At 60.9% G+C, this 19,796-nt stretch carries 23 protein-coding genes; all 23 read left to right on the top strand.

The annotated features are described in order from the left end of the window. The first annotated feature begins 180 nt into the window (after positions 1 to 180). A complete protein-coding gene (locus K0F88_RS30010; protein WP_219097604.1) occupies positions 181 to 1,266 on the top strand; it encodes a terminase small subunit in 1,086 nt (361 codons plus the stop codon). Further along, positions 1,263 to 1,535, top strand: a complete 273-nt coding sequence (locus K0F88_RS30005) for a helix-turn-helix domain-containing protein (protein WP_219097603.1) — start codon at positions 1,263 to 1,265, stop codon at positions 1,533 to 1,535. The genes K0F88_RS30010 and K0F88_RS30005 overlap by 4 nt, the downstream gene beginning before the upstream one ends. 14 nt (positions 1,536 to 1,549) lie before the next feature. Further along, entirely contained in the window at positions 1,550 to 2,128 is a 579-nt protein-coding gene (locus K0F88_RS30000) for a hypothetical protein (protein ID WP_219097602.1), read from the top strand. 195 nt (positions 2,129 to 2,323) lie between these two features. After that, the gene (locus K0F88_RS29995; RefSeq protein ID WP_219097601.1) at positions 2,324 to 2,788 is read left to right on the top strand and encodes a hypothetical protein; all 465 of its coding nucleotides are present in this window, start codon (positions 2,324 to 2,326) and stop codon (positions 2,786 to 2,788) included. Between the two features lie 2 nt (positions 2,789 to 2,790). Next, entirely contained in the window at positions 2,791 to 2,976 is a 186-nt protein-coding gene (locus K0F88_RS29990; protein ID WP_219097600.1) for a hypothetical protein, read from the top strand. Continuing rightward, a complete protein-coding gene (locus K0F88_RS29985; RefSeq protein WP_219097599.1) occupies positions 2,951 to 3,541 on the top strand; it encodes a hypothetical protein in 591 nt (196 codons plus the stop codon). Before K0F88_RS29990 ends, K0F88_RS29985 begins: the two co-directional genes overlap by 26 nt. Then, a complete protein-coding gene (locus tag K0F88_RS29980) occupies positions 3,538 to 4,227 on the top strand; it encodes a hypothetical protein (RefSeq protein WP_219097598.1) in 690 nt (229 codons plus the stop codon). Before K0F88_RS29985 ends, K0F88_RS29980 begins: the two co-directional genes overlap by 4 nt. 69 nt (positions 4,228 to 4,296) lie before the next feature. Continuing rightward, positions 4,297 to 6,594 (top strand): Hint domain-containing homing endonuclease, encoded by a 2,298-nt coding sequence (locus K0F88_RS29975; RefSeq protein WP_219097597.1) that lies wholly within the window; start codon positions 4,297 to 4,299, stop codon positions 6,592 to 6,594. 72 nt (positions 6,595 to 6,666) lie between these two features. Next, positions 6,667 to 6,915 (top strand): hypothetical protein, encoded by a 249-nt coding sequence (locus K0F88_RS29970; protein ID WP_219097596.1) that lies wholly within the window; start codon positions 6,667 to 6,669, stop codon positions 6,913 to 6,915. Next, entirely contained in the window at positions 6,912 to 7,097 is a 186-nt protein-coding gene (locus K0F88_RS29965; protein ID WP_219097595.1) for a hypothetical protein, read from the top strand. Before K0F88_RS29970 ends, K0F88_RS29965 begins: the two co-directional genes overlap by 4 nt. 43 nt (positions 7,098 to 7,140) lie before the next feature. Next, the gene (gene yejK, locus K0F88_RS29960) at positions 7,141 to 8,160 is read left to right on the top strand and encodes a nucleoid-associated protein YejK (RefSeq protein WP_219097594.1); all 1,020 of its coding nucleotides are present in this window, start codon (positions 7,141 to 7,143) and stop codon (positions 8,158 to 8,160) included. Then, on the top strand, positions 8,157 to 8,660 hold the full coding sequence (locus tag K0F88_RS29955) for a hypothetical protein (RefSeq protein WP_219097593.1): 504 nt from the start codon (positions 8,157 to 8,159) through the stop codon (positions 8,658 to 8,660). Before yejK ends, K0F88_RS29955 begins: the two co-directional genes overlap by 4 nt. A 309-nt stretch (positions 8,661 to 8,969) precedes the next feature. Continuing rightward, positions 8,970 to 9,353, top strand: coding sequence for a hypothetical protein (locus K0F88_RS29950; RefSeq protein ID WP_219097592.1), 384 nt, complete (start codon positions 8,970 to 8,972; stop codon positions 9,351 to 9,353). Continuing rightward, the gene (locus K0F88_RS29945; protein ID WP_219097591.1) at positions 9,350 to 9,832 is read left to right on the top strand and encodes a hypothetical protein; all 483 of its coding nucleotides are present in this window, start codon (positions 9,350 to 9,352) and stop codon (positions 9,830 to 9,832) included. Before K0F88_RS29950 ends, K0F88_RS29945 begins: the two co-directional genes overlap by 4 nt. Positions 9,833 to 9,981: 149 nt before the next feature. After that, positions 9,982 to 11,502 carry an SGNH/GDSL hydrolase family protein gene (locus K0F88_RS29940; RefSeq protein ID WP_257605412.1) on the top strand — a complete coding sequence of 507 codons (1,521 nt, stop codon included), beginning with the start codon at positions 9,982 to 9,984 and terminating at the stop codon, positions 11,500 to 11,502. Between the two features lie 10 nt (positions 11,503 to 11,512). Next, entirely contained in the window at positions 11,513 to 12,250 is a 738-nt protein-coding gene (locus K0F88_RS29935) for a hypothetical protein (RefSeq protein ID WP_219097590.1), read from the top strand. A gap of 100 nt (positions 12,251 to 12,350) precedes the next feature. After that, the gene (locus tag K0F88_RS29930) at positions 12,351 to 12,575 is read left to right on the top strand and encodes a Cro/CI family transcriptional regulator (protein WP_219097589.1); all 225 of its coding nucleotides are present in this window, start codon (positions 12,351 to 12,353) and stop codon (positions 12,573 to 12,575) included. Between the two features lie 97 nt (positions 12,576 to 12,672). Beyond that, complete coding sequence (locus K0F88_RS29925) at positions 12,673 to 12,969, top strand: hypothetical protein (RefSeq protein ID WP_219097588.1); 297 nt, start codon at positions 12,673 to 12,675, stop codon at positions 12,967 to 12,969. Next, the gene (locus K0F88_RS29920; RefSeq protein WP_219097587.1) at positions 12,969 to 14,039 is read left to right on the top strand and encodes a hypothetical protein; all 1,071 of its coding nucleotides are present in this window, start codon (positions 12,969 to 12,971) and stop codon (positions 14,037 to 14,039) included. Before K0F88_RS29925 ends, K0F88_RS29920 begins: the two co-directional genes overlap by 1 nt. A gap of 3 nt (positions 14,040 to 14,042) precedes the next feature. Further along, positions 14,043 to 14,552 carry a hypothetical protein gene (locus K0F88_RS29915; protein WP_219097586.1) on the top strand — a complete coding sequence of 170 codons (510 nt, stop codon included), beginning with the start codon at positions 14,043 to 14,045 and terminating at the stop codon, positions 14,550 to 14,552. A gap of 93 nt (positions 14,553 to 14,645) precedes the next feature. Continuing rightward, positions 14,646 to 16,238, top strand: a complete 1,593-nt coding sequence (locus K0F88_RS29910) for a hypothetical protein (RefSeq protein ID WP_219097585.1) — start codon at positions 14,646 to 14,648, stop codon at positions 16,236 to 16,238. A gap of 2 nt (positions 16,239 to 16,240) precedes the next feature. Then, positions 16,241 to 17,140 carry a hypothetical protein gene (locus K0F88_RS29905; RefSeq protein ID WP_219097584.1) on the top strand — a complete coding sequence of 300 codons (900 nt, stop codon included), beginning with the start codon at positions 16,241 to 16,243 and terminating at the stop codon, positions 17,138 to 17,140. Further along, positions 17,141 to 19,720 carry a glycoside hydrolase family 19 protein gene (locus tag K0F88_RS29900; protein ID WP_219097583.1) on the top strand — a complete coding sequence of 860 codons (2,580 nt, stop codon included), beginning with the start codon at positions 17,141 to 17,143 and terminating at the stop codon, positions 19,718 to 19,720. It abuts the gene before it with no gap. Positions 19,721 to 19,796: the final 76 nt, after the last annotated feature.

Here is a 19,796-nt window from a genome sequence, read left to right as displayed (position 1 = left end):
TATTACCACCTTTGCGGCGCCGATCAGTAGCGTTCCCGTTGGCTGATAGTGGTGGGGGTCTACCAGGACCAACGCCCAAAGAATGGCCCGCTCTGCGGGCTATTTTTTTAATGTAAGGCGCAAGAAGTTGGCCGTGTTGCCACGGTCAGTAGCGAACATATTACGCATTAGGGATAACAGATGCCGCGCAAGCCAGAGAGTGATAAACCTGCGATGTCGAGGGATGATTTATCCCCGTCCAAAGCTCCCGCGCGCGCTCGCAAACCTGCAAAACCGGCTGCGGTTAATGTTAACAAGGTGCCAAGCAGCAAAAAGCCCGCCACAACGGAAGCTAAAAAGCCCGTTAAAGCCCCGGCCAAACGCAAGCCAAGAACAGTCAAACCGGCCGCCAAGGGTGCCAACCCAAAGCGCGGCACGACCAAGATAAAGAACCCGGTAAAGCTCACCCTGAAAGAACGCCGAGCCATGGAAATGGCGGCTTTCCAAGGGCTGGACGCTCGACAGGCGAAGTTTGTAGACCTGTGGTTAGTAACCTATGACGCTCGTGAGTCATACCGGGAGGCGGGGTTTACGTGCAAGAACGACAACGCCGCCTCAGCGGGTGCCAGCCGACTGTTAAAGAAGGTTAAGCACCACCCATATATGCAGGCGCGCCAAGTCGAGCTGTTTGCACGCACGGCCGATGTTCAAAACCAGCTTATTGCGACCTATCACGCGGCTGCCTTTGCCGATCCGCGGGAGCTGGTCGAGTACGTGCGTGGGTGCTGTCGCCACTGCTATGGGATCGGCTTCAAGTGGCAGTTCCGCCCCAGTGAAATGGAGCGGCGCCGGGACCAGTACGAGGCGGCCAAGGCTGAGGCGAAGAAGGCGGGCGAAGAGATTGGCGAATTCGACGAGTTGGGCGGTACTGGCTACGACAGTAGAAAGGCGCCGAACTACGACTGCCCGGAGTGCGATGGCCACGGCGAAGGCCGCGCGCTGTTCAAGGACACCGGCAATCTGTCCCCTGCGGCCCTGACACTCTTTGAAGGCGTCAAGGAAGGCAAGGACGGGACCGAAATCAAGGTGGCCAGCCAGAAAGGCTACCGCGACACCCTGGCCAAGCTCTACAACATGAACGTAGAGCCGGCTGTAGTGGTGAATACGGGCATCAGCGAGGAAGAGCTTGAGAAAATCCTAGAGATTGCCCAGGCGAACACCGAGAAGAATCGCGAGGCCATGGCTGGGCGCGCCGAAGAGTTGGCCAAGATAGGGATCGTGAATTGAAGCCTTGCAGCCCCACCGCCGACCAGGTGAAGAAATCCCGCGCCGCTACCGGCCTGAGCCAGCGCGAAAGCGCCGAGTTGATCAGTGTCAGCCGTAGAGCCTGGCAGACCTACGAAGACGGCACCGTACCGATGAAAGTCGGCCTGTGGGAGCTGTACCAGTTCAAAACCGGACAAATATGGGTCCGCCCGTTGGCCTTGAAGGCTGAGAAACGGGCGACATTACGCCAAGGCAGGCCAGAAAACTTAACGCCATTCAAGGCGAAGTAACAGGAGTGGTACCAATGCAGCAAGCAGAGTGTAAAGCGGTGATGGTTAACGATATCGGCCTGTTGAATGCCGACCAGGTACCTGCCTTCCGCGCGTTCCTGGAGAAAAGTGGTCTGCAAGTGCGCGACTCGGGCGCCGGCCAGTTCTTTCACTTCCGTTTGCCCGACGTGAGGCGCTGGCTACCGGTTGAGCGTGGCCGGGCGGGTGCGCCAGTGACGCCCGACGTGTTGCGTGAGTACATCTGCCAATTCAACAAGAAGCCGCTGCACGCCGCTATGGGTGCCTTCCGCCCGCCTGTCGCTGGTGCTATCGCAACGCCTGCGAATTCTGAGCCAGCCGGTAGCGCCTCGCCCGCCCTGGAGCCGATCCGTCTGGTAGAGCCCGCGGTGTTGTCCATGGCGCCACTCGGCGCACGCCTGGAATTCAAGCAGCCCGCCCCGTTGTCGCGCTACCTAAGCGACCTACGCGACGACCTGGCCTTGCATTGCCCATTGGTGCAGCAGCACAACGAAAGCGTGCGCAGCTTCGCTATTCGCCGATGGGAGTACGCGGACGTGATGCTTTCAACTCGATCCGCACAGTCCGGGGATTAACCGGGAGAGGACAAATAATGGTTTGCCGTTACTGCGGCGGGAATAGGGTTGTGTGGCGCACGGGCGTACGCGGCTCCTTCACGAAGTGCCAGGACTGCAAACGCCGGAACTGTGAGCGGGGCACCAGCGCCCTGCCTCACGGGCTCCACGAATGCGCCCGCGCACAAATCCAACTGAAAATGCTGTGAGCCCCACATGAGCCAGTCACAGAAAGCGCTTTTAACTGCCGCCGAAGTCAACCGGTCCGCTCGCCTGATGCGGCTTAAGTACGCCAACGCGGTGTTGATCGAGATATCCAAGGTCGGGAACCACACATGGGCGAACGAAGCCGGCGACGTGTGCCGGTTGCGCCTCACCCTCGACGGCCGTGTTCATTTCCGCGACCACGACCCACAAACACCAACGATCGATCTACACGGCACGGCCAAGGGCGCCAACGGCTTCTGGCCAGGCTTCCCCTACAAAGGCTCCGAGGCGCTGCTATTGCGCGGTCTGCGCGACTACGTGGCCAAGGGAACCAAGATCCACCGCACGCTGCTGGTGCCGCTGGTAAATGGGCGCCTGGCGCGTGGTTACACCCCCGCCGACGTGGCGCAGATCGAGGAACGGTTGAAGTTCACCCCGATTTTCGTTGAGTCAGCGCCAGCGGTGCGCCGTTGAGAGTGCTGGAAGTGGTCAACCGCACGAGCGGAGAGCGCCTGAAAGTCGAACTGGAGATTGGTTCGCTTCTGTGGCTGCGCGATGCGAGCGGGGGCGTTGAGTCGGTCAGTCGTGAGCAGATACCTGCTGAGCAGTGGTTGTTTATGGAAACGGGAGTTTCGAATGTCGATCTTTTTGAATCGCGCTGATTTTGAGCACGCCGCCCGTGAAGCCGGGATAACGAACCTGGAGCACGACGGCGAGCGTTACGCCGACAAGAACACCGACATGGCCTATGCGGTATGGATGAGCGCGGCGTTCCCACTTGGGGATAAGGGCGGGCTTCCGCTGGCGTGGGTGAACCTGCGCGGTGGTAAAGCGGTTGGCCTGGCCCCTACACGCCCCAGTGGTCCGGAGTCGCCGTTGTGGCCCAAGCGCCGCGCCCAAGGCTGGCAGCCGTCCATGCCGCTGCATGTCAACGTGCCGGGAGTGAGCCCCGAGGTGATGGCGGTCGTGCTTGAACACCAGCGCCAGCGCCAGGAAGAGGGTTATACGGTGGCCACCGACTTGGCGCAGTACAAGGGCGGCGAGCTGGCGCGCGCGGCGGCCTGTTACGCGATGCAGGCGGGCGGTGTGTACCCCATGCGCTACGTCAGCTTCTGGCCATTCAACTCAAAAATCAAATCGTGTACGCCGACTGAATCCCTGGTCAAGGCGGGGGCGCTGATCTTCTCCGAACTGGAGCGAATCAAGGCGCAAGAGGCGGCCCGATGAGCACGCCACCGCTCTATGAGGATGCGCGGTGGCCAGCGTTCATCGCCCGTTACGCCAACGACCTATGCGCGTTTGCCGCCGATGTCCTTGGCATGGAGGTAACGCCAGAACTCGCCCGCACCTACTGCCTCGCCTCACTCCCTGGCTGTCGCGTGTCTATCGCTACCGATATCGATCTGCATGGCTGTGACGCTATTAGCCCAATGGCGCCCATCGCGCTCTGGCGCCTGCTGTGCTGGCCGCAGTCCCAAACCCTGGTGGTTACTCGCTTCGGTCGTCGGCGCGCGAGCAAGCAGCAATACGAGCGGTTGCTTACGTGGATGGTCGACGGTGCCCATAGCTGGTTACGCGCCTACATCACTGTGGACGCAACTCACATCCAGCTCCGGCGCCGGTATGCGGGCGCGGGAATCCTGTTCCTCTGCGCTGACCAAAGGAGCCCCGAGAGCCTAGCCGGCCACACCGGTGGTCACGTTTGCTGGCTGATGGAGGACGCCGAGGACATCCCCGACGTGTGTTTCTGCGTGGCGGGCGCGTCGATGACCGATCCGGGCGCCAGCATGGTGCTCACCAACAAACCGTGGAGGGAGTCGGGGTATGCAGCCCTCACGCGCGGGAAGCTGAGCAAGGACCAGGGCGGACCGTGGGATGTCTGCGCCTTGGAAGGCACGCAAAGCGGGCGGTAAGCGCCACAAAATCAAGCGTTAAGGTGTCAAGGGCCGGTAATTCGGCCCTTTTTGCGTTTAAGGGATTGCATGGCCAGGGCAACGAAGAAAGAAAAACAGTTGGTGCTCGATGCCGATCCGCGCTGGCCCGCGTTCGTCGCAAGATATGCGTTTGAGCAGTACAAGTTCGCCGTCGAAGTGTGCGGCATGGGCATTGTGGGCAAGCCTGTAACGCACCAGCAGAAAGAACTGTTTGATGAGGCTTCGCCCTATGGGTGCCGGGTATCGGTGGCGTCTGGTCACGGCTGCTTTGCGCTGAGCACCCAACTCATGCTCGCCAGCGGTGAGCCGATTGCCGTAGAGGACGTGAAGTCCGGCCACCGCCTCATGGGCGCCGACGGATCGCACGCCACCACCGTCCTGGAGCTTAAGCGTGGGCGCCAGGCCATGTACCGGTTCACCTACTCGGACGGCACCAGCCACACGTTCAACGAGGCGCACATTCTCTGCCTGGTGGCCATAGCGCCAGACGGCGACGTGGCCACCGGTACCGAAGTCGAAACGTCCGTTGAGCAGTGGCTAACGTGGGGCGCGGACAAGCAGTCCCGGTATGCGTCCTATCGAAGTGATGCCAAGTCATTCCGCCGCCCGGTGCGCAACCTATCGGTGGCGCCATATCGCATGGGTGGGCGGCTGGCGCGTTCTGGCGAATCGATACCCGCCAACTACCTGTACAGCGACCTGGTATCGCGCAAAGAGCTGCTTAACGGCCTGGTGGGGAGCGTTGGCGCTCAATACATAGCCGAGAGCGAGACTGTCACCCGGCAAGTGAGCTGGCTGGCGCGATCCGTCGGCTATCACTCGGTTGTGGTGCGTCTGGAGTCCGGCAACTGGCTGGCCAAGATCGACCGCCAGCCCGGCGCCCTACACTTCGCCATCACGTCCTGCGAAGCGTTGGGCGAGGGGGATTACTACGGCTTCACCCTGGACGGCGATAATCGTCTGCTCGGGCATGACTTCACCGTTCTGCACAACACCGGTAAGACTAGGAGTTTTGGCGTCATAGCGCTTTGGCACCTGCTCTGCTATCGCAACTCCAACACCTATATCACTGCACCAAAGCTCAAGACGGTGCGGGAGGGTGTGTGGAAGGAAATCACCACACTCAAGGCGCAGATCGAGAAAGGGCCGCACGCCTGGATTGCGCAGTACATCACCATCCAGGCCGAAAAGGTCTACATCAACACCAAGTCGGCGATCTGGTACGTCACCACCCGTACAGCGCCACGCGGCGCCCCTGAGAACCTTGCCGGTACCCACGGCGACTATCTCTTATGGATGGCGGACGAAGCCTCGGGCATCCCCGACGAAAACTTTGGCGTAATCGGTGGCGCCCTCACGGATCCGCGTAACCGCTTCATCATGGCGTCACAGCCTACCCGTAGTAGCGGGTTCTTTCGTGACTCGCACCACAGCAAGAGCAAGCGCCAGGGCGGGGCGTGGACAAGCCTCACGTTCAGTTCCGAAGAAAGCACCCTGGTCGGTATCGAGTTCATCAAGGAAAAGCTCATCCAGTACGGTGGGCGCGATGAAATGGAATACCAGATCAAGGTCCGGGGCATGTTCCCGACCAACTCAAGCAAGTACCTGCTGAGCCAGGCAGCCCTTGAGCGCGTCATTGAAGGCCCGAACGTCATTCTGCCGGGCGAGGCCTACGGTCACTTGATCGTGGTCGACGTGGCGGCCGGTGTCGGTCGAGACAAGACCGTGGCCACGCATATGAAGGTGATCGGCAACGGCGACCGCATGAGCGCAGACCGGCGCCGGATTGAGGTGGTCGCGGTACCGGTCTACACCAACACCGACGACTGGACACCGGTGGCGGTGAAGGTGCTGGACTACGCGGCGCAGTTCTCCAACGTGACGATCATCGTCGACACCAACGGCATGGGTAATCAGTTCCTCAAGCGGCTGATAGAGCTGTCTGGTGGCGGTATCCATGCCAAGGGCGTGCGCTGGGGCGAATTGCCGTTCAGCAACGAATACCGCAAGCGATTCCTCAACCAGCGGGCGCAGTCGACCGTGCACCTGGTGGAGGCAATCAAAGACGGCGTGGTGCGCCTGTCGAGCCAGTACAAAAAGGATCTGATCGACCAAGGTAGTCGTATTCCCTACTTCCTGGATGAGCTGGGCCGCTATCACATCGCCCGCAAGCAGGACATGGCCGCTGAGGGTCTACCATCCCCCGACCTTTTGGACACTCTCGCCATGGCGTTCCTGGAGTCTGCCGACTACGTGCCGGCGCAAGGTGAGGCGGTCAGCCTCAGCTCAGACCGGCGCCAGGCCGCGCTTGATGCTGCTCGCGAGGCTCTAGCCGGCATAATGTAGTTAAACAATGTTTTGATAATGCTTGTTCCGCTGATATGCTGGCGCCCGCCCCACATATTCGGAATAAACCTTATGAGCGAATCCCCCTCATTGCCGGCGCCGATCCACGCTGGCCACCTGGAACGAATCAAGCAAGACGCCTTGCGCGGTATAGGCGCCAGCTCGGGCGATACCCTGCGCCTGGTGGAAGAGCTGAGCCGCTTCCTGCGTGATCCCGAGAAATTCCGCTGCAAGACCTGCTATTTCGAATGGACTGGCACTAAAGACCATCCAGATACCGATTGTGGAGCCCCGGACGTTAGAGCGGGGTGGCGGCCATGAGTGACGAAACGCTGGCCACACTGGTGATCTGCTACTTGGCTGGCAGTTCCATCACCCTCATGGGCATGGACAGCCCCAGCAAAGAACGTTTCCTGTACCGCCGTCTCGTCCTGTGGCCGCTCTACTGGGCCTATCTGCTCGTAAAGATGGCTTTCATGCTGGCGCACGAGCGGCGCCGGTAAACACCCCTTTCAAATCCAACCCTTAAACCCGAGGAGCATCACCATGCCTGTACTCCATAGCGCTATCCACAAGATCGACAAGAAGCCAGACGGCACCCCGGCCGTGCTGCATATCGGCCGCTCCGAACAGGTCGAGAGCCAAGCCCGCGACGATCTGATGAGTCAGTTCAACGAAAGCTACAACCCCACCAGCGGCAAGGGCTGGGGCTTCTTTCACCCGGAGTCTGGCGCTCACCCTCTCCGCGGCTGGCTCTCTACCTACTTGGCCGGCGGTTCCGACTTTCTCACGTTCAGTGTCGTCGCCGTCGAGCACCTGACCCGCCTTATGGAAGAATCGAATCTGACCGTAGGCGGGCACGCGCTCTTCTGCCACTACCGTCAAGGCTTGACCGATTACCTGATCATTGCCCTGGTGCAGGAAACCGAAGCGCTGACAATGACCGAAGAGTTGGACCTGATCCGCGTCCGGCGCTTGGACGTGGACCACCTGCGCCTGGCTGCGCGTATCAACCTGTCCGAGTGGGCGAGTAATGCCACGTCGAAGCAATACGTCTCCTACCTCAAGGGCAAGAACGGCAAGCGTGCCAGCGAGTATTTCCGCGACTTCATTGGTGTTCAGGAAGGTGTCGACGGCGCCGGCGAAACCCGGACCTTGCTCAAGGCGTTCATTGACTTCGTTGAAAGCGAGGATCTGCCAGAAGAGTCCGCCCGCGAGCGCACTAAGACACTGATCGATTACGCCAGCAGCCAGACCAAGCTGGGCGAGCCGATGAATCTTGAAGAGCTGTCGGAGCTGATCGACGAAGAGCGCCCGAAAGCCTTCTACGATCACATCCGCAACAAGGACTACGGCCTGTCTCCTGAAATCCCAGCCGATAAACGTGTTCTGAATCAGTTCCGTCGCTTCACCGGCCGCACTGACGGCCTGTCGATCAGCTTTGAGTCGCACCTGCTGGGCTCTAAGGTCGAGTTTGACCAAGAGGGCGGCACGCTGACACTGAGCGGCCTGCCTACCAAGCTCACGGATCAATTGAAGCGCGCCGCAAAGGATGCCGCCGCATGAAAAAGAGCAAATCACTTCAAGCGCTGATCCGCCGGGAGCGCGCACGGGGCCGCGCTGAGGCCGTCAACATCATCGCCCGCATTTGCCCGGAGGACGGTATCGACGGGCTGATACGCAGTTCACCAAACGGCGAATCAGGCGACTACAGCTCCTATTGGGACGTGGATGCGCTGCGCAAGCTCCTGTGTGCTGATACCGAGGCGTGCGACGTGATCGACCGCCTGCGAGGGGCGCATGAGTTTACGCACTACCTCAAGCATGACTTGGCCAAGGCCTGCGAGGCTCTGACGCTGGCGCAGACCGATGCGAGCCGTTTCAACTGTATCGCGGAGGACATGCTGTCAGACCTGGCGCGGCGCTACGGCAACGACGTGTCTGATGATCTGGAGGACGTGTTGAAAGCGCTCGATGCAGCCGTGGCGGTCAAGAGCCAGCGCCCTGCGCAAGTCTTCTACCCGACGCCCGCAAACCTTGAGTGCTGGAGAGCAATCAGTGAGTGACGTGGAGCTTGTTCAGGTCGTTGTCAGTGTCGATGGCGCACTATGTCAGGTCGTGATCCCGTCGGAGTGCAAGTCGCTCCTGGTGCGGCTTATGCAGGGGTTTGAGGACGATCGTACCTTGAAGGTAGTGCGCCTACCCGCTACGGTGGGGCTTATCCCGATTTCCGATGTAATTTCACCAGCGCTCTAAATTCGTGCGGTGTAGGCGTGTTTACCTTAAAAAGGTGCGTTATTCCGCTGCAAGAATGTATAGGGATGGTTTTTTGATGCCAAATGGCCACACTCAGCAAAGAAGAAGGATCTAACCTGATGATTTTGAAAGCGTTCAGGGATGCGCGGTTTCAGTACGTCAAGGCCCGCGATTTCGCGGTGTTCAAGGCAGATAACAAGTATGTAACGGGGATTACGCCCGACGGTCGGGAGTGGCTGCTGGACGAAGGCACGACACTCAAGGCTATCGAGGCAGTGTTGCCGGATCTGGTCCGGTTGAATCGCGGCGTGCTGGTCAAGCGCTGCCACCTAACCCAACTGATTCGCACCAGGGTGGGGGATAGCATAGCGGTCACGGTTGTGACCACTGTGGGCGAATACAAGCTGGCGCGCCGCAATTGCGTCAAAACGATAGTCGAGTTGATCGAGCACAACCTACGGCGGGCAAACGCCCCCACTTACCCAACGGAATCGCCAGAGTGAACAACCAACCCGATACCCCGGACCTGTCCGGCCTTCTCCCCACCGTTGAGGTTGAAACCCTCGACCAGGCGCGCGCCAACACCATTGCCAAGGTGATGGCCAGTCAGCAGGCGCTGAGCGAGCAATTCAGCAAGATCGACCACCCATTTGTTACTGACGATGCGAAGGACGATTACGAGCTGGCCACCGATGAGTTCCGGGCACTGATTAACTGCTCGGTCCACATGCCTCAGTCTGTCGAGGGGATTCGCTTTCTGGAGCGGTGGCACAAGTCCCGGATGGACCAGATCGAGCTGCTGCTGGAGCACGCCAAGCCCGGCACCTTGTTAGAGATTGGCGCAGGCAACGGCGCGACACCGATGAGCGCAGACTTCGCCCGAGGGATGCGCGCCGGCCTACTCGTGGTCCGGGCGATGTTTGATACTTTCCCCCTGGAGCTGAGCGTGGGCGAAGAGCCCGAGGAAGAGCCGCCCGAGTAACTGCATACCTGACCCCATCAAACCCGTCTACATGGCGGGTTTTCTTTGCCTGTCAAAAAACCGACACCTGTGCAAACCGTGGGCCGTGGATCCGGTCTTGGCGCCATAAAATAGTGCTTTATCCAGCGTCAAGTGTGTGGGGTTACGCAATGTTCACAGTAGAGTTAGACGCAGCACTCAACCAGCTTTCCGTTGCCCGTAGGGATGAGCTGGCGCCCGTCGCGGCGACGGCAACGGGGGTTGATACCTACGTGCGCGGCCTGCTACAGCTTGAGTCTGTTGAAGGGGTTGCAGTAGCCGTTACAGACGCGGGCGGCATTCGTACCTGGCTTGAGGCTGAGGAACAGTTCGGCGGCCCGACACCCCTCACCTTGCAGCACCTTAAGCGCGTTACGGGTGTCAGCCTATTAGAGGACGCCATCGGGTACTTGCTGGCGGTGGCCGACGCCGACGGGAACTTGACCGACCTCTGTGTTCGCGATACTGACGGCCAGGTACCTGACTGGGTGCTGGTGCGTTGGGCGGCGCGCCTTTCGGCCATGGGTGTCGGCGGTGACACGTACCCGAAGACAGCGCACAACAATATCTCGCAGATGCGTAAAACCCGGATGAAGTTCGCGCAGTTGCGGGCCGGTGACGCCAACACCCAACTCAACATCGGCTTTATTGGCGACTCCTACACAGCGGGCCAGGCCTACTACCTGCGCGAGCTGTGCAAGTCACTGGCCAAGGACTATGGCTTTGCTGGGCCGGGTTACATGGGCTTCAACCATGGCCCGGCGCTGGGCGATTCGAATTTCATGTACAACGATTCGAACGCGGCCTACTACGGTGGGAGCTGGACCAAATCAGCGTTGGGCGTGGCCAGTCCCGACAATCGCACCATCAAGGCCGGCGCCGTGGGCGACTTCGTGGGTATCCAGGCTGTGGAAGCGCCGGGCATCAGTACGCTGATCACGGCCGCCAAGCTGCTGTATTTGGGCGACGGTACAAGCCCGGTGATTCGTTACCGGTGGGCGGACGCCGACGCCTGGAACACCCTCACCCTGACCGGTACCGGCGCACAGGCGGTTGTCTTCCCGGTGCTGCCGGCCGGGATCAACTGGAAATTCCGCCTGGAGGTGGTGTCCGGCCTGCCCACACTGTTCGGCATGTTCGCCAGCAACGCCGCCAACGGGGTGACGTGCTCCAAGCTCGCTGCCAGCGGATCCGCGACGGGCGACTGGTACAAGCCCGCGGATGCAGCGTGGATGGTGCAGTGGAAAGCGGCAATGGCCTTGGTACCGGTCGACACTTACATGATCATGCTCGGCGGCAATGACCAGGGCGCTGGTGTGGCGCCTGCCACCGTGCTGGCCAACCTACAGGGCATTATCGCTGCGTTACGGGAAATCAACCCGTCGGCGGACTTCCACGTAACGATTCGACAGGACACGTCCCGCGTCAGCACTTACCCGATGTCGGCCTATGCCGCGCCCGTGCGCACCTGGTGCTGGTCGCAGAAAATCCCCTGTTCTGACATGCAATACGCCTTCGGTACCGATCCGGCCGTTTACGCCCACACAGGCGCTCTGCCGCTGATCGATACCGACCTGACGCACCCGATCAGCACCACCGGCGGGCGCCTCATCACCGAATTCAAATACCGTATTTTGCGCGCTGCGCAGTAAGGAGCTGGCCATGTCCAACACATTGATCCTGCGTTCTGCAAAGAGCCTGTTGTCACCCTTGCCGGGCACGCCCGTGGTGCCGGACATCTTCTCCAATATCTATTGGGAACTTGACCCGGTATCGCTCGCCGCCCTGGCGCCAGGCGCGGCTGTCGATGCGTGGGTAGCCAGTGGTGTCGCGCCCTCATTGAATCGGACGTACAACTTTCAGTACTCCAACTGGGGCAAGCCGACCTACTCCCCGGCCGGCGGCCCGAACGGCGCTCCGGCGGTGCTGTTCAGTGGTTCACAGCAAATCTGCAATGGAGCCGGTACCACGGCCCAAGTCGAGCCGCTGACCTATGCAGTCGTGTGTAAGAGCAGCGCGTTTGCCAACACTCAATCGCGGATCTTTAGCGACACGAACCACTGGGTTCTGCCCAGCCCGTCCGGCTACTCAATGAGCGACACGGGCGCGCCGGCGGCGATCCCTTCGAACAACCCCACGACTGACTGGGTTGTGGTCATCGCCAAGTTCGATGGCGAGCACTCGGTATTCAAGGTAGGCACCGGGCCACAGATCCCTGCGCCGCTGATGGCCGTGAAAACGTCGGGGCGTAACGTGTTCGGCGGCAACCCGACCACCCTCACCGGTATCGGCCTTGAGGGTGGCATTGCCTTCGCCCGCGCCTACACTCGATCCCTCAATGCCTCGGACATCGACGCGCTGGCGCTTTCCCTGAGCCGTCGTTTCGGCTTGACCACATAAGGCGCCGAGGCATACAAAAGCCGCCCACACGGGGCTTTTCGCTTTTCTGTTAGACTGAATAAATCTTATAAGCGTCAGGCTCTTAATTCAGGAAGGGAATATGGAAGTTGCAAGACTGGTGGAACTGCTTGGCAATAAAAAGGCGGTGGCTGAGGCGCTGGGGCTGGCCTACCAAACCGTTTATGGCTGGGGTAAGGACGTTCCGCCGAAACAGTTGCCGGCCGTCCTCATTGCCCTTGAGACGAAGAGCATAGAAGCCGCTGAGCGCTCCAAATTGCTGGCGCGCGAAGCCAAGGAACTGCGCACCAGGTTGACCACAGAATAACCCCCGCTGCCGGACCGGCGCCGGCATGCAAACCCGGAATCTCTCCCCCTTTCCCCCCATGTGACACTAGCGCCCTGGCTATCAATGGGGTGCAGAAATGATCGAAGAGTCGCGGTTTTATCGAGAGGTGCGCCGGTTCGCCACCACTGAGCCGACCTATTCCGCAAACTGCCAAGTGGTCCGCACGCTGCCCAGTGACCGATTCGACCTGTCGGCGGTGGCGCGACGGGCCTTTGGTGACGCCACAGAGACGCGCGTAATCCTCGCCGCTGCTGGTCTGCCCACTGTCGCTACCGAACTCAAAGAGCAGGACCTTGTGCTGCCTACGATTGCGTACCTGCGCTACCTCAAAGAGAAGTGCGGTATCACCACTGCCGTTAGGTCGGTTCGCTAATGGCCGCCAAGGACCAGCGCGCGGACGTGGTGCAGGACGCGCGCAAGGCTGGCAAGGATGCCCGGTTAGCCTTTGAATTCGACCTCAAGCGCCGACTCGGGGACCAGGCCAAGATTCTGTCCGCCGACGACATGGGTGGCCTGTACGAGCCCAAGCGCGGGCTGTTTACGTCGATTGACGGCAAACCGCGAATGCTCACCTTTGACGACATCCTGGCTTTCAAGGCCGCCGTCAAAGACATTCAGCGCATGCACGGCCAGCACAGCAAGCAGGCGTCCGGCGGGATTCTGGTCAAGAAGGTAATCGACCTGTCCACGCCACAGGATCGGGAGCGCGCCAACAAGCAAATCCACTTCGCGGTACCGATGCGCAATACGGCCGGCGTGGTGCAGTTCCAGACCAACGCCGGCCCGAACTCCGACGTATCGCGCCACACGGTAATGGTGCAGTTCCTCAGCTATGACGCCGCGTTGTCGAGCGGCCAACCGGCGGCTGAGGCGGCCAAGCTGCTGGCGCGCGGGAAGGTCAAATACGACTGCGATTGCAACCGTCACACCTTCTGGTTTCGCTACATCGCCAGCATTGGCAACTTCAACTACGGCCGGGCTGAGGACGGTTTCCCGCGGATCCGCAACCCCAAGCTGTACGGGGTGGCCTGCAAGCACGTCATCCGGGTTATGGGCACGCTGTCGCACGCCGGCACGTTCAACAACTTCGCCCGGAAGATGATCGAGCACGGCCGTAAAACGCTGGGCGGCAAACAGCAGCTCATGACGGTGAAAGAGCAGCAGGCCTTTATCGACAATGCCGCCAGCACTCGCAAGCGGGCGCGCACCATCAAGACATCAGAAGAGAAGCGCCTGGAGCGTGCCGCACAGCCAGCGCAGCAGCGTAGAGCCGTAGAGGCGGCGAAGGTCCGGGCGGCGAACGAAACGCTACGCACCACGCACGCCGCCAAGGTCAACAAGCCCGTGCCGCTGGACAAGAAAATCAAGGCCATGATGAAGCTGGGCTATTCCGAACAGGCCGCGCGGATCGCTATCACCGCCGCCGACAACGCACAGGGTTAAGACATGCTCAACAACGTCGCAATTCAGATCAGCCGCGCCAACCGCCAGCGCACGCTGCGTGAGCCAAACGCCATTGAGTGCGTGCTGTTCACCAAGCGCGTCGACCGGGAGTCGGAGAGCGTCAGCTTTGACGGCTCCCCCTTGCTCGGCGGCGCCGGCGTGCTCAGTGATGAGGATGAGGTGAATTACTCGTGGGTGTACGCCTGTGACGCCAAGATTCACTTTGCTCAGGGCTACGCGGCGCCGCTGGGGAACACATCCGACGATGGTGGGCGCTTGAACTATCCCGAGGGCGTGACAGAGGCGTCTATCGAGCCAATCATTGATCCGGACAAGCCGGGGTATGTGCAGCCCGCCAAGCGGATGCTGGTGGCCTTGCTCATGGGTGACGGCCTGATCATCAACTACGAAATTGTCGACGTAACCGGCAATGTGAATATTCCGCCGTATACCCGCAAGTACCTGGTCAACCCGCGCCCGGATGAGGATGTGACCGGCGACCTGGAGCCGTAGCGCGCCCGTCCTCGATATGGTGCAAAGCCCCGCCCGGAAGGGCTCAAAACCGCCTGTACGCTGACCGGTAAATGGGACTAATGCGTACAGACAATGGCCGACGAAAAGAAACCGAAAAAAAGCCTGTTGGGGTCGCTCGCCGGCGCCACCAAGCTTTTGCTGGGCGAGGTGAGCACGGCGCCCGAAAACCGAATGGAAGGCATAAGCACGTTCGATGCTGATTACGTCGGCATTGAAATGTTGCTGGGGTCGAGTGATCGCCCTGCCCGGTCCCGGTCTGCGATCTATCAGAAGTGGCATTACATGATTCAGGACGGGCTGATCAGCACCATCCTGCGTTTGCACGTACAGATGGCGCTGGGCGGCCACGAGACGACCGGGGAAACGATCTTTATCGAACCCAAACCCGGTATCTCGGCGGCGGATAAAAAGGCCGTCGACGAACTGCAATTTATCGCCAAGATCCTCAACAAGCACGCCCACAGCATGTGCTTTACCGCGTGCGCCTTCGGGGATGCCTACGCCAGGCTCTATACCCAAAAGGGCGAGGGGCTGTTTGCCTTCGACAGCGAGCAGCCGTTTGCGCCCCTGGTGCAGGCCTATGAAGAGATTGGCCAGACCGTAGGCTACATCGTGAGTCTCGGGCCGAAACTGCAAAGCCGCTTCAACCACCTGGACATGGTGCGTATGCGCATGCCGCGCATGGTGTTCCTGCCTCAGATGCGCGCCATCGAGAACGCCCAAAAGATCAACCTGGAAGCCACAGAGCCCCGCGACATGCGGCCATTGCCGGCGCTGGTGGGCGGTTCGTTCCTGGAAGCGGCCGAGGTTGACTATGACAACCTCATATCCGCCCTGCGCGGGATGATCGGCCAGCGTATCGCCGGCTCGATTGATGAAACGATGATCGGCGCCAACCTCTCCGATATGACAGCGGCGCAACAAAAGCTGTTCATGGACTCGCTGGAAAAGATGCTCAAGAGCATGAAGGACCGTGCTGAGCTTGCGGTGAAATCAGGCACCTACGCCACGTCGCGCAACTTCCATGTCATGCCGACCTTCAATGAAAAGCAACTGACACAAATCAGCTCGTTTCAGGGTGGCTCCAACTCCGGCGCCGGCGCCAACATCGAAGACGTGATGTTCTGCGCTCGCAAGCTGGCGGGCACGCTGGGGATTGACCTGTCCATGGTGGGCTTTGCTGACCAAATGACCGGCGGCCTTGGCGAGGGCGGGTTTAACCGTACCAGCAGCCAAGCCGCCGAACGCTCCCGGATCATCCGCACCGCGTTTATGCAGACGGTTAACGACACGATCGATCGTCACATGCTGGCCAAGGACGGCAAGTGCTGGGCGGACGACGAACGCCCTTACGACGTGAATTTCTTCGGCTCCATTGCCGCGCTTGAGGCCGAGAAACAGGCCAGCCGCGAACGCGCTATCAGTGGCGGCGTGATGTTGCTCCAGGGCATGGGGATGATGCGCGACATGGGCCTGCCTGAGAACGTCTGCGAGCAGTTCATGGCGACGATGATGGAAATCGATCACGACAAGGCCAAGATTTTTGCCAAGGGGATCAAGGACGCAAAACCGCCGGCACCAGAAATGCCCGGCGGGAACTTCGGCGGTGATGACAACGAACCGCCACTGCTACCGAACAGCACCACAGATAATGGGGATGAGTGATCATGCGTAAGCGCACAGGAGTTATCAGTTACAACTTGAACGAGCGCGGGCGCGACTTCAATGGCCAGGATCGCGACGTGGATATTGCGGCGGCCATGCGCTTGATCAACGGCCCGGCAGTGCAAGAGTTGGTGCGCCAGGGCGATGTGTACGGTTACTTCGGCCACACATTCCGCGAAAAATACGGCTTGAACGTGCCTGAAACGGTGATCGAGGGTGGCAAAGTCGTGGTGCTTGAGCCCAACGTGCGCACGATCTACATCAAGTGCATGCCTGATGGGACGGTAGAGCACGAGCAGGAGTTTTTGAACAACGCGCCCGGCCGCATTGCTGGCCGCCTGTACGACAGCAAGGCCTACGGTTTCAGTTCGGTGTTCCATGCGCCCGAAGAGAACGGCAAGCGCACGCCCAAGACCTTCCACGGGATGGATTTCGTCAGAACGCCGAACTACAACACCAACAAGGGCTATACCGCGATGCTGGATAGCGTCGAGCCGGGCGCCATCGAGTCGCTGGGCTTCGCGGGCGAGTGCGCCGCCATGATGGATAGCGTGGACGCGATCATGGCTGAGAACGAGGCTCAGGCGGCCGGAATCAGCGAGGCTTACCTGTACCAGTGCAAAGTCAACGATGAGCTGACAGACCTAAATGCACGGTTGATGCTGCGCATTCAGAAGGCTGGCACAGGCGCCATGCTCGACAGTCTCGACCCGACCACGCTTCAACGCGGTTCGGAGTTCCTGCCAAGCCGTGCGGCGGCCATGCTCGACAGCGCCGACCGGTTCATGTCCGCTGTGCTGCCAGGCCTTGAGCCGGCGCCTGAGCAAGTGGAAGCCGACAAGAAATCGGGCGTCCTGGCCAAAGGCATCGACCTGGTGCGTAAAGTGATCGGGGGAGTGTAAATGGACATCCGCGTCCCTTCTGGCCCAGACGGCTTTCTCACCGGCAAGGCATCTGAGTCGCTGGATCGGATCGCCAGCGAGATTGCCGTCCTTAAGGCGATCCATGCGGACACCTCCGCGACTCTCAAGCAACTGACCTCAATTGCGCGCTCGCTATCTGGCCCTGCGCCAGCGGCGCCGCCCAATCAGCGCTTACCTGAGCAGCGCACCCCGGCTTCCGTCCCGCGGGCGCCAGTAGCGCCGCGGGATCCCTCTTCAAGGCCTGCGGGCTCGCCATCGACAGCCCCGCGCGATGGTGGCGGCCGGTTCCTCTCCAAGCCGTCCGCGCCTGACGCTGGTCCGCCGCGCAGCAGTGAAGGCGGTAGAGTCTCGGCGGCTATAGGCGGTGCGGGCGAATCCCTGCGGGGGGCTGGCCACTCCATCGCGGCCGGCGCCGACGGCATTGATCCCACTGTCCAGGCAGCCAAGGAGTTAGGGGGCATCCTCTCCCCGCTGGGGGCGGTGTTTAAACCAATGGGCCGGCTGTTCGGCCGGAGCAAAACCCCTGAGCAGAAGAATCAGCGCGAGAATGTGACCTGGTACCGCCGTATCTGGAGCGCGGTCAAAAACCCGGCCTCCGGTGGCGGTGGCGGCATGGGTCTGATGATGACAGCCTTGCTGTCGATGCTCGGCATGCTGCTGTCGCCCATTAAGGCGCTGGGGCGTCTGCTCGGCATGGGCTCGCTCGGGGGGCTGCTCAAGGGCGTTATGGGCGGCGGTCGTGGCGGTCGTGGTCGCAATCGGTCGGGCACCAGTTCGTCGGTGGGCGCTGACGGGAAGAAAAGGCCAGGCCGGGCCGGTGGTGGTTCCGGGGGGCTAGGGGCCAGCACGAAAGCTGAGGCAGCAGCGGCCAAGGCAGCAAGGGGTGGCGGTAAGGGGATTTTGGGCAAAGGCCTCGACTTCGGTAAATCCTTGATCGGCAAGGGAGCCGGCCTACTGGGTAAGTCGGCCAAAGGGTTCATCCGGAAAATCCCATTCGTTGGCACGCTGCTCGGCGGCCTTATGGTCGCCAACGCAGTGCTGGCTGACGAAGATCCAAACGCAACCCCGGACGAAAAGAAGCAAGCCAAGGCAGATAAGTGGGGAACTGTAGGTGGGGTCGCGGGCGGCGTTGTCGGCGGCGCTCTCGGTAGCTTTCTCGGCCCGGTCGGCACCATCGCGGGCGGCATTGCAGGCGATTACATTGGTTCGGCTTTGGGTGAGTGGCTATCCACCGTTGATTTCGATGCGGTAGCCACAACGATCAGCGACACCTTCACGACGCTCGCTGACAGCACCCTTGACCTGGCCACCTCGGCGTTTGATTCGATCAAAGGCGCGTGGAGCGGCCTGGTGGAGAGCGCCGCCAAAATCTTCACCAGCATGAGCGATTGGGCCAAAGACACCTGGAAGGCGGCCACGGATGCCGTCTTGGGTCTAAAGGACACTGTGGCCGACAAGGTGCAGAGCGCGCAGGACTACGTGGGCGAGAAGGTCACGAACGTTAAGGACGCCGGCCAAAACCTGATCGCCAAGGCTACCGGCGGCCGCTACACGGGCGGTTCCGATGCGCGCAAGGATGAATTGATTAAGGCGATGGACACCGGCGGAATCACGGACCAGAAATCCAAGGCCATGCTCATGGCCAACGTCGACGTTGAAACGGGCGGTTTCAAGAAGAACGAGGAAAACCTTAACTACAGCGCCAAGCGCCTACAGGAGATATTCCCCAAGTACTACAGCACTCCCGAGTCGGCCCGCGCTGACGCCGGCAACCCGGAAGCCATCGCCAACAAGGTCTATGGCGGACGCATGGGCAATACCGAGGCGGGCGACGGGTACAAGTACCGGGGCCGTGGCGATATCCAGCTCACGGGCAAGGCCCAATATGCGGACATGAGCAAAAAGCTAGGCGTAGACCTGGTGAACAATCCCGATCTGGCCATGGATCCGAAGTACTCGGCGCAGATCGCGGTGCAGCACTGGAAGAGTTCCGGCGCCGACAAGGCCGCCATGGCTGGCGACGTGGACCGCGCCCGCAAACTCACCAACGGCGGGACGAACGGCCTGGCAGAGGTGAAAGGCAAGTACGGCGGCTACCTGACGCAAGCACAGGCCGGCGACTTGACGCCAACCCGGCGCGCGGACCAAGGCAAGGTGCAAGCCCCCGATGCAGCCAACGCCGCGCTGGCCAGTACCATGTCAGTGGTGAAGGGAGTCCCGGCCGTAGGCGTTATGCCCGTTGGGCCGCGCCCTTCGGTAGCGCCCGTGCTGCCCAGTGGTCAAACGGTGGGCGTCATGGCTGCGAGCGTGCCGGTACCGGCCATGGGTATGGCGTCCGTCAAGCCGATCAGCGCGGGTTCGATGATGGCTCCCAGCTACTCACCGCCGGCCGCTGACGCGTCCATGATGAGGCTCGCGCCGACACCCGCGGTTGAAAAGCCAATCATGGCGCCAGGCAAGGCAGCGCCGCCAGCGAGCATTCAACTGTCGGTACCGCTAACGCAGAACCTGGAAGACCGGCAGATTGCTCACGTCGCCAGCGGTGGTGTGGGCATGTAGCCCTACGCCCGGACACTGCAAACCGCCCCGCAATAGGGCGGTTTTTGTTTGCCATCATGTAATCAATAAACCGCTA

Origin of the sequence: Pseudomonas sp. UMAB-40, assembly GCF_900095275.1 — a bacterium.
Classification (GTDB): domain Bacteria; phylum Pseudomonadota; class Gammaproteobacteria; order Pseudomonadales; family Pseudomonadaceae; genus Aquipseudomonas; species Aquipseudomonas mandelii_B.
The sequence above is the reverse complement of the archived record's forward strand: the minus strand, read 5'-3'. Positions and strand labels throughout refer to the sequence as shown.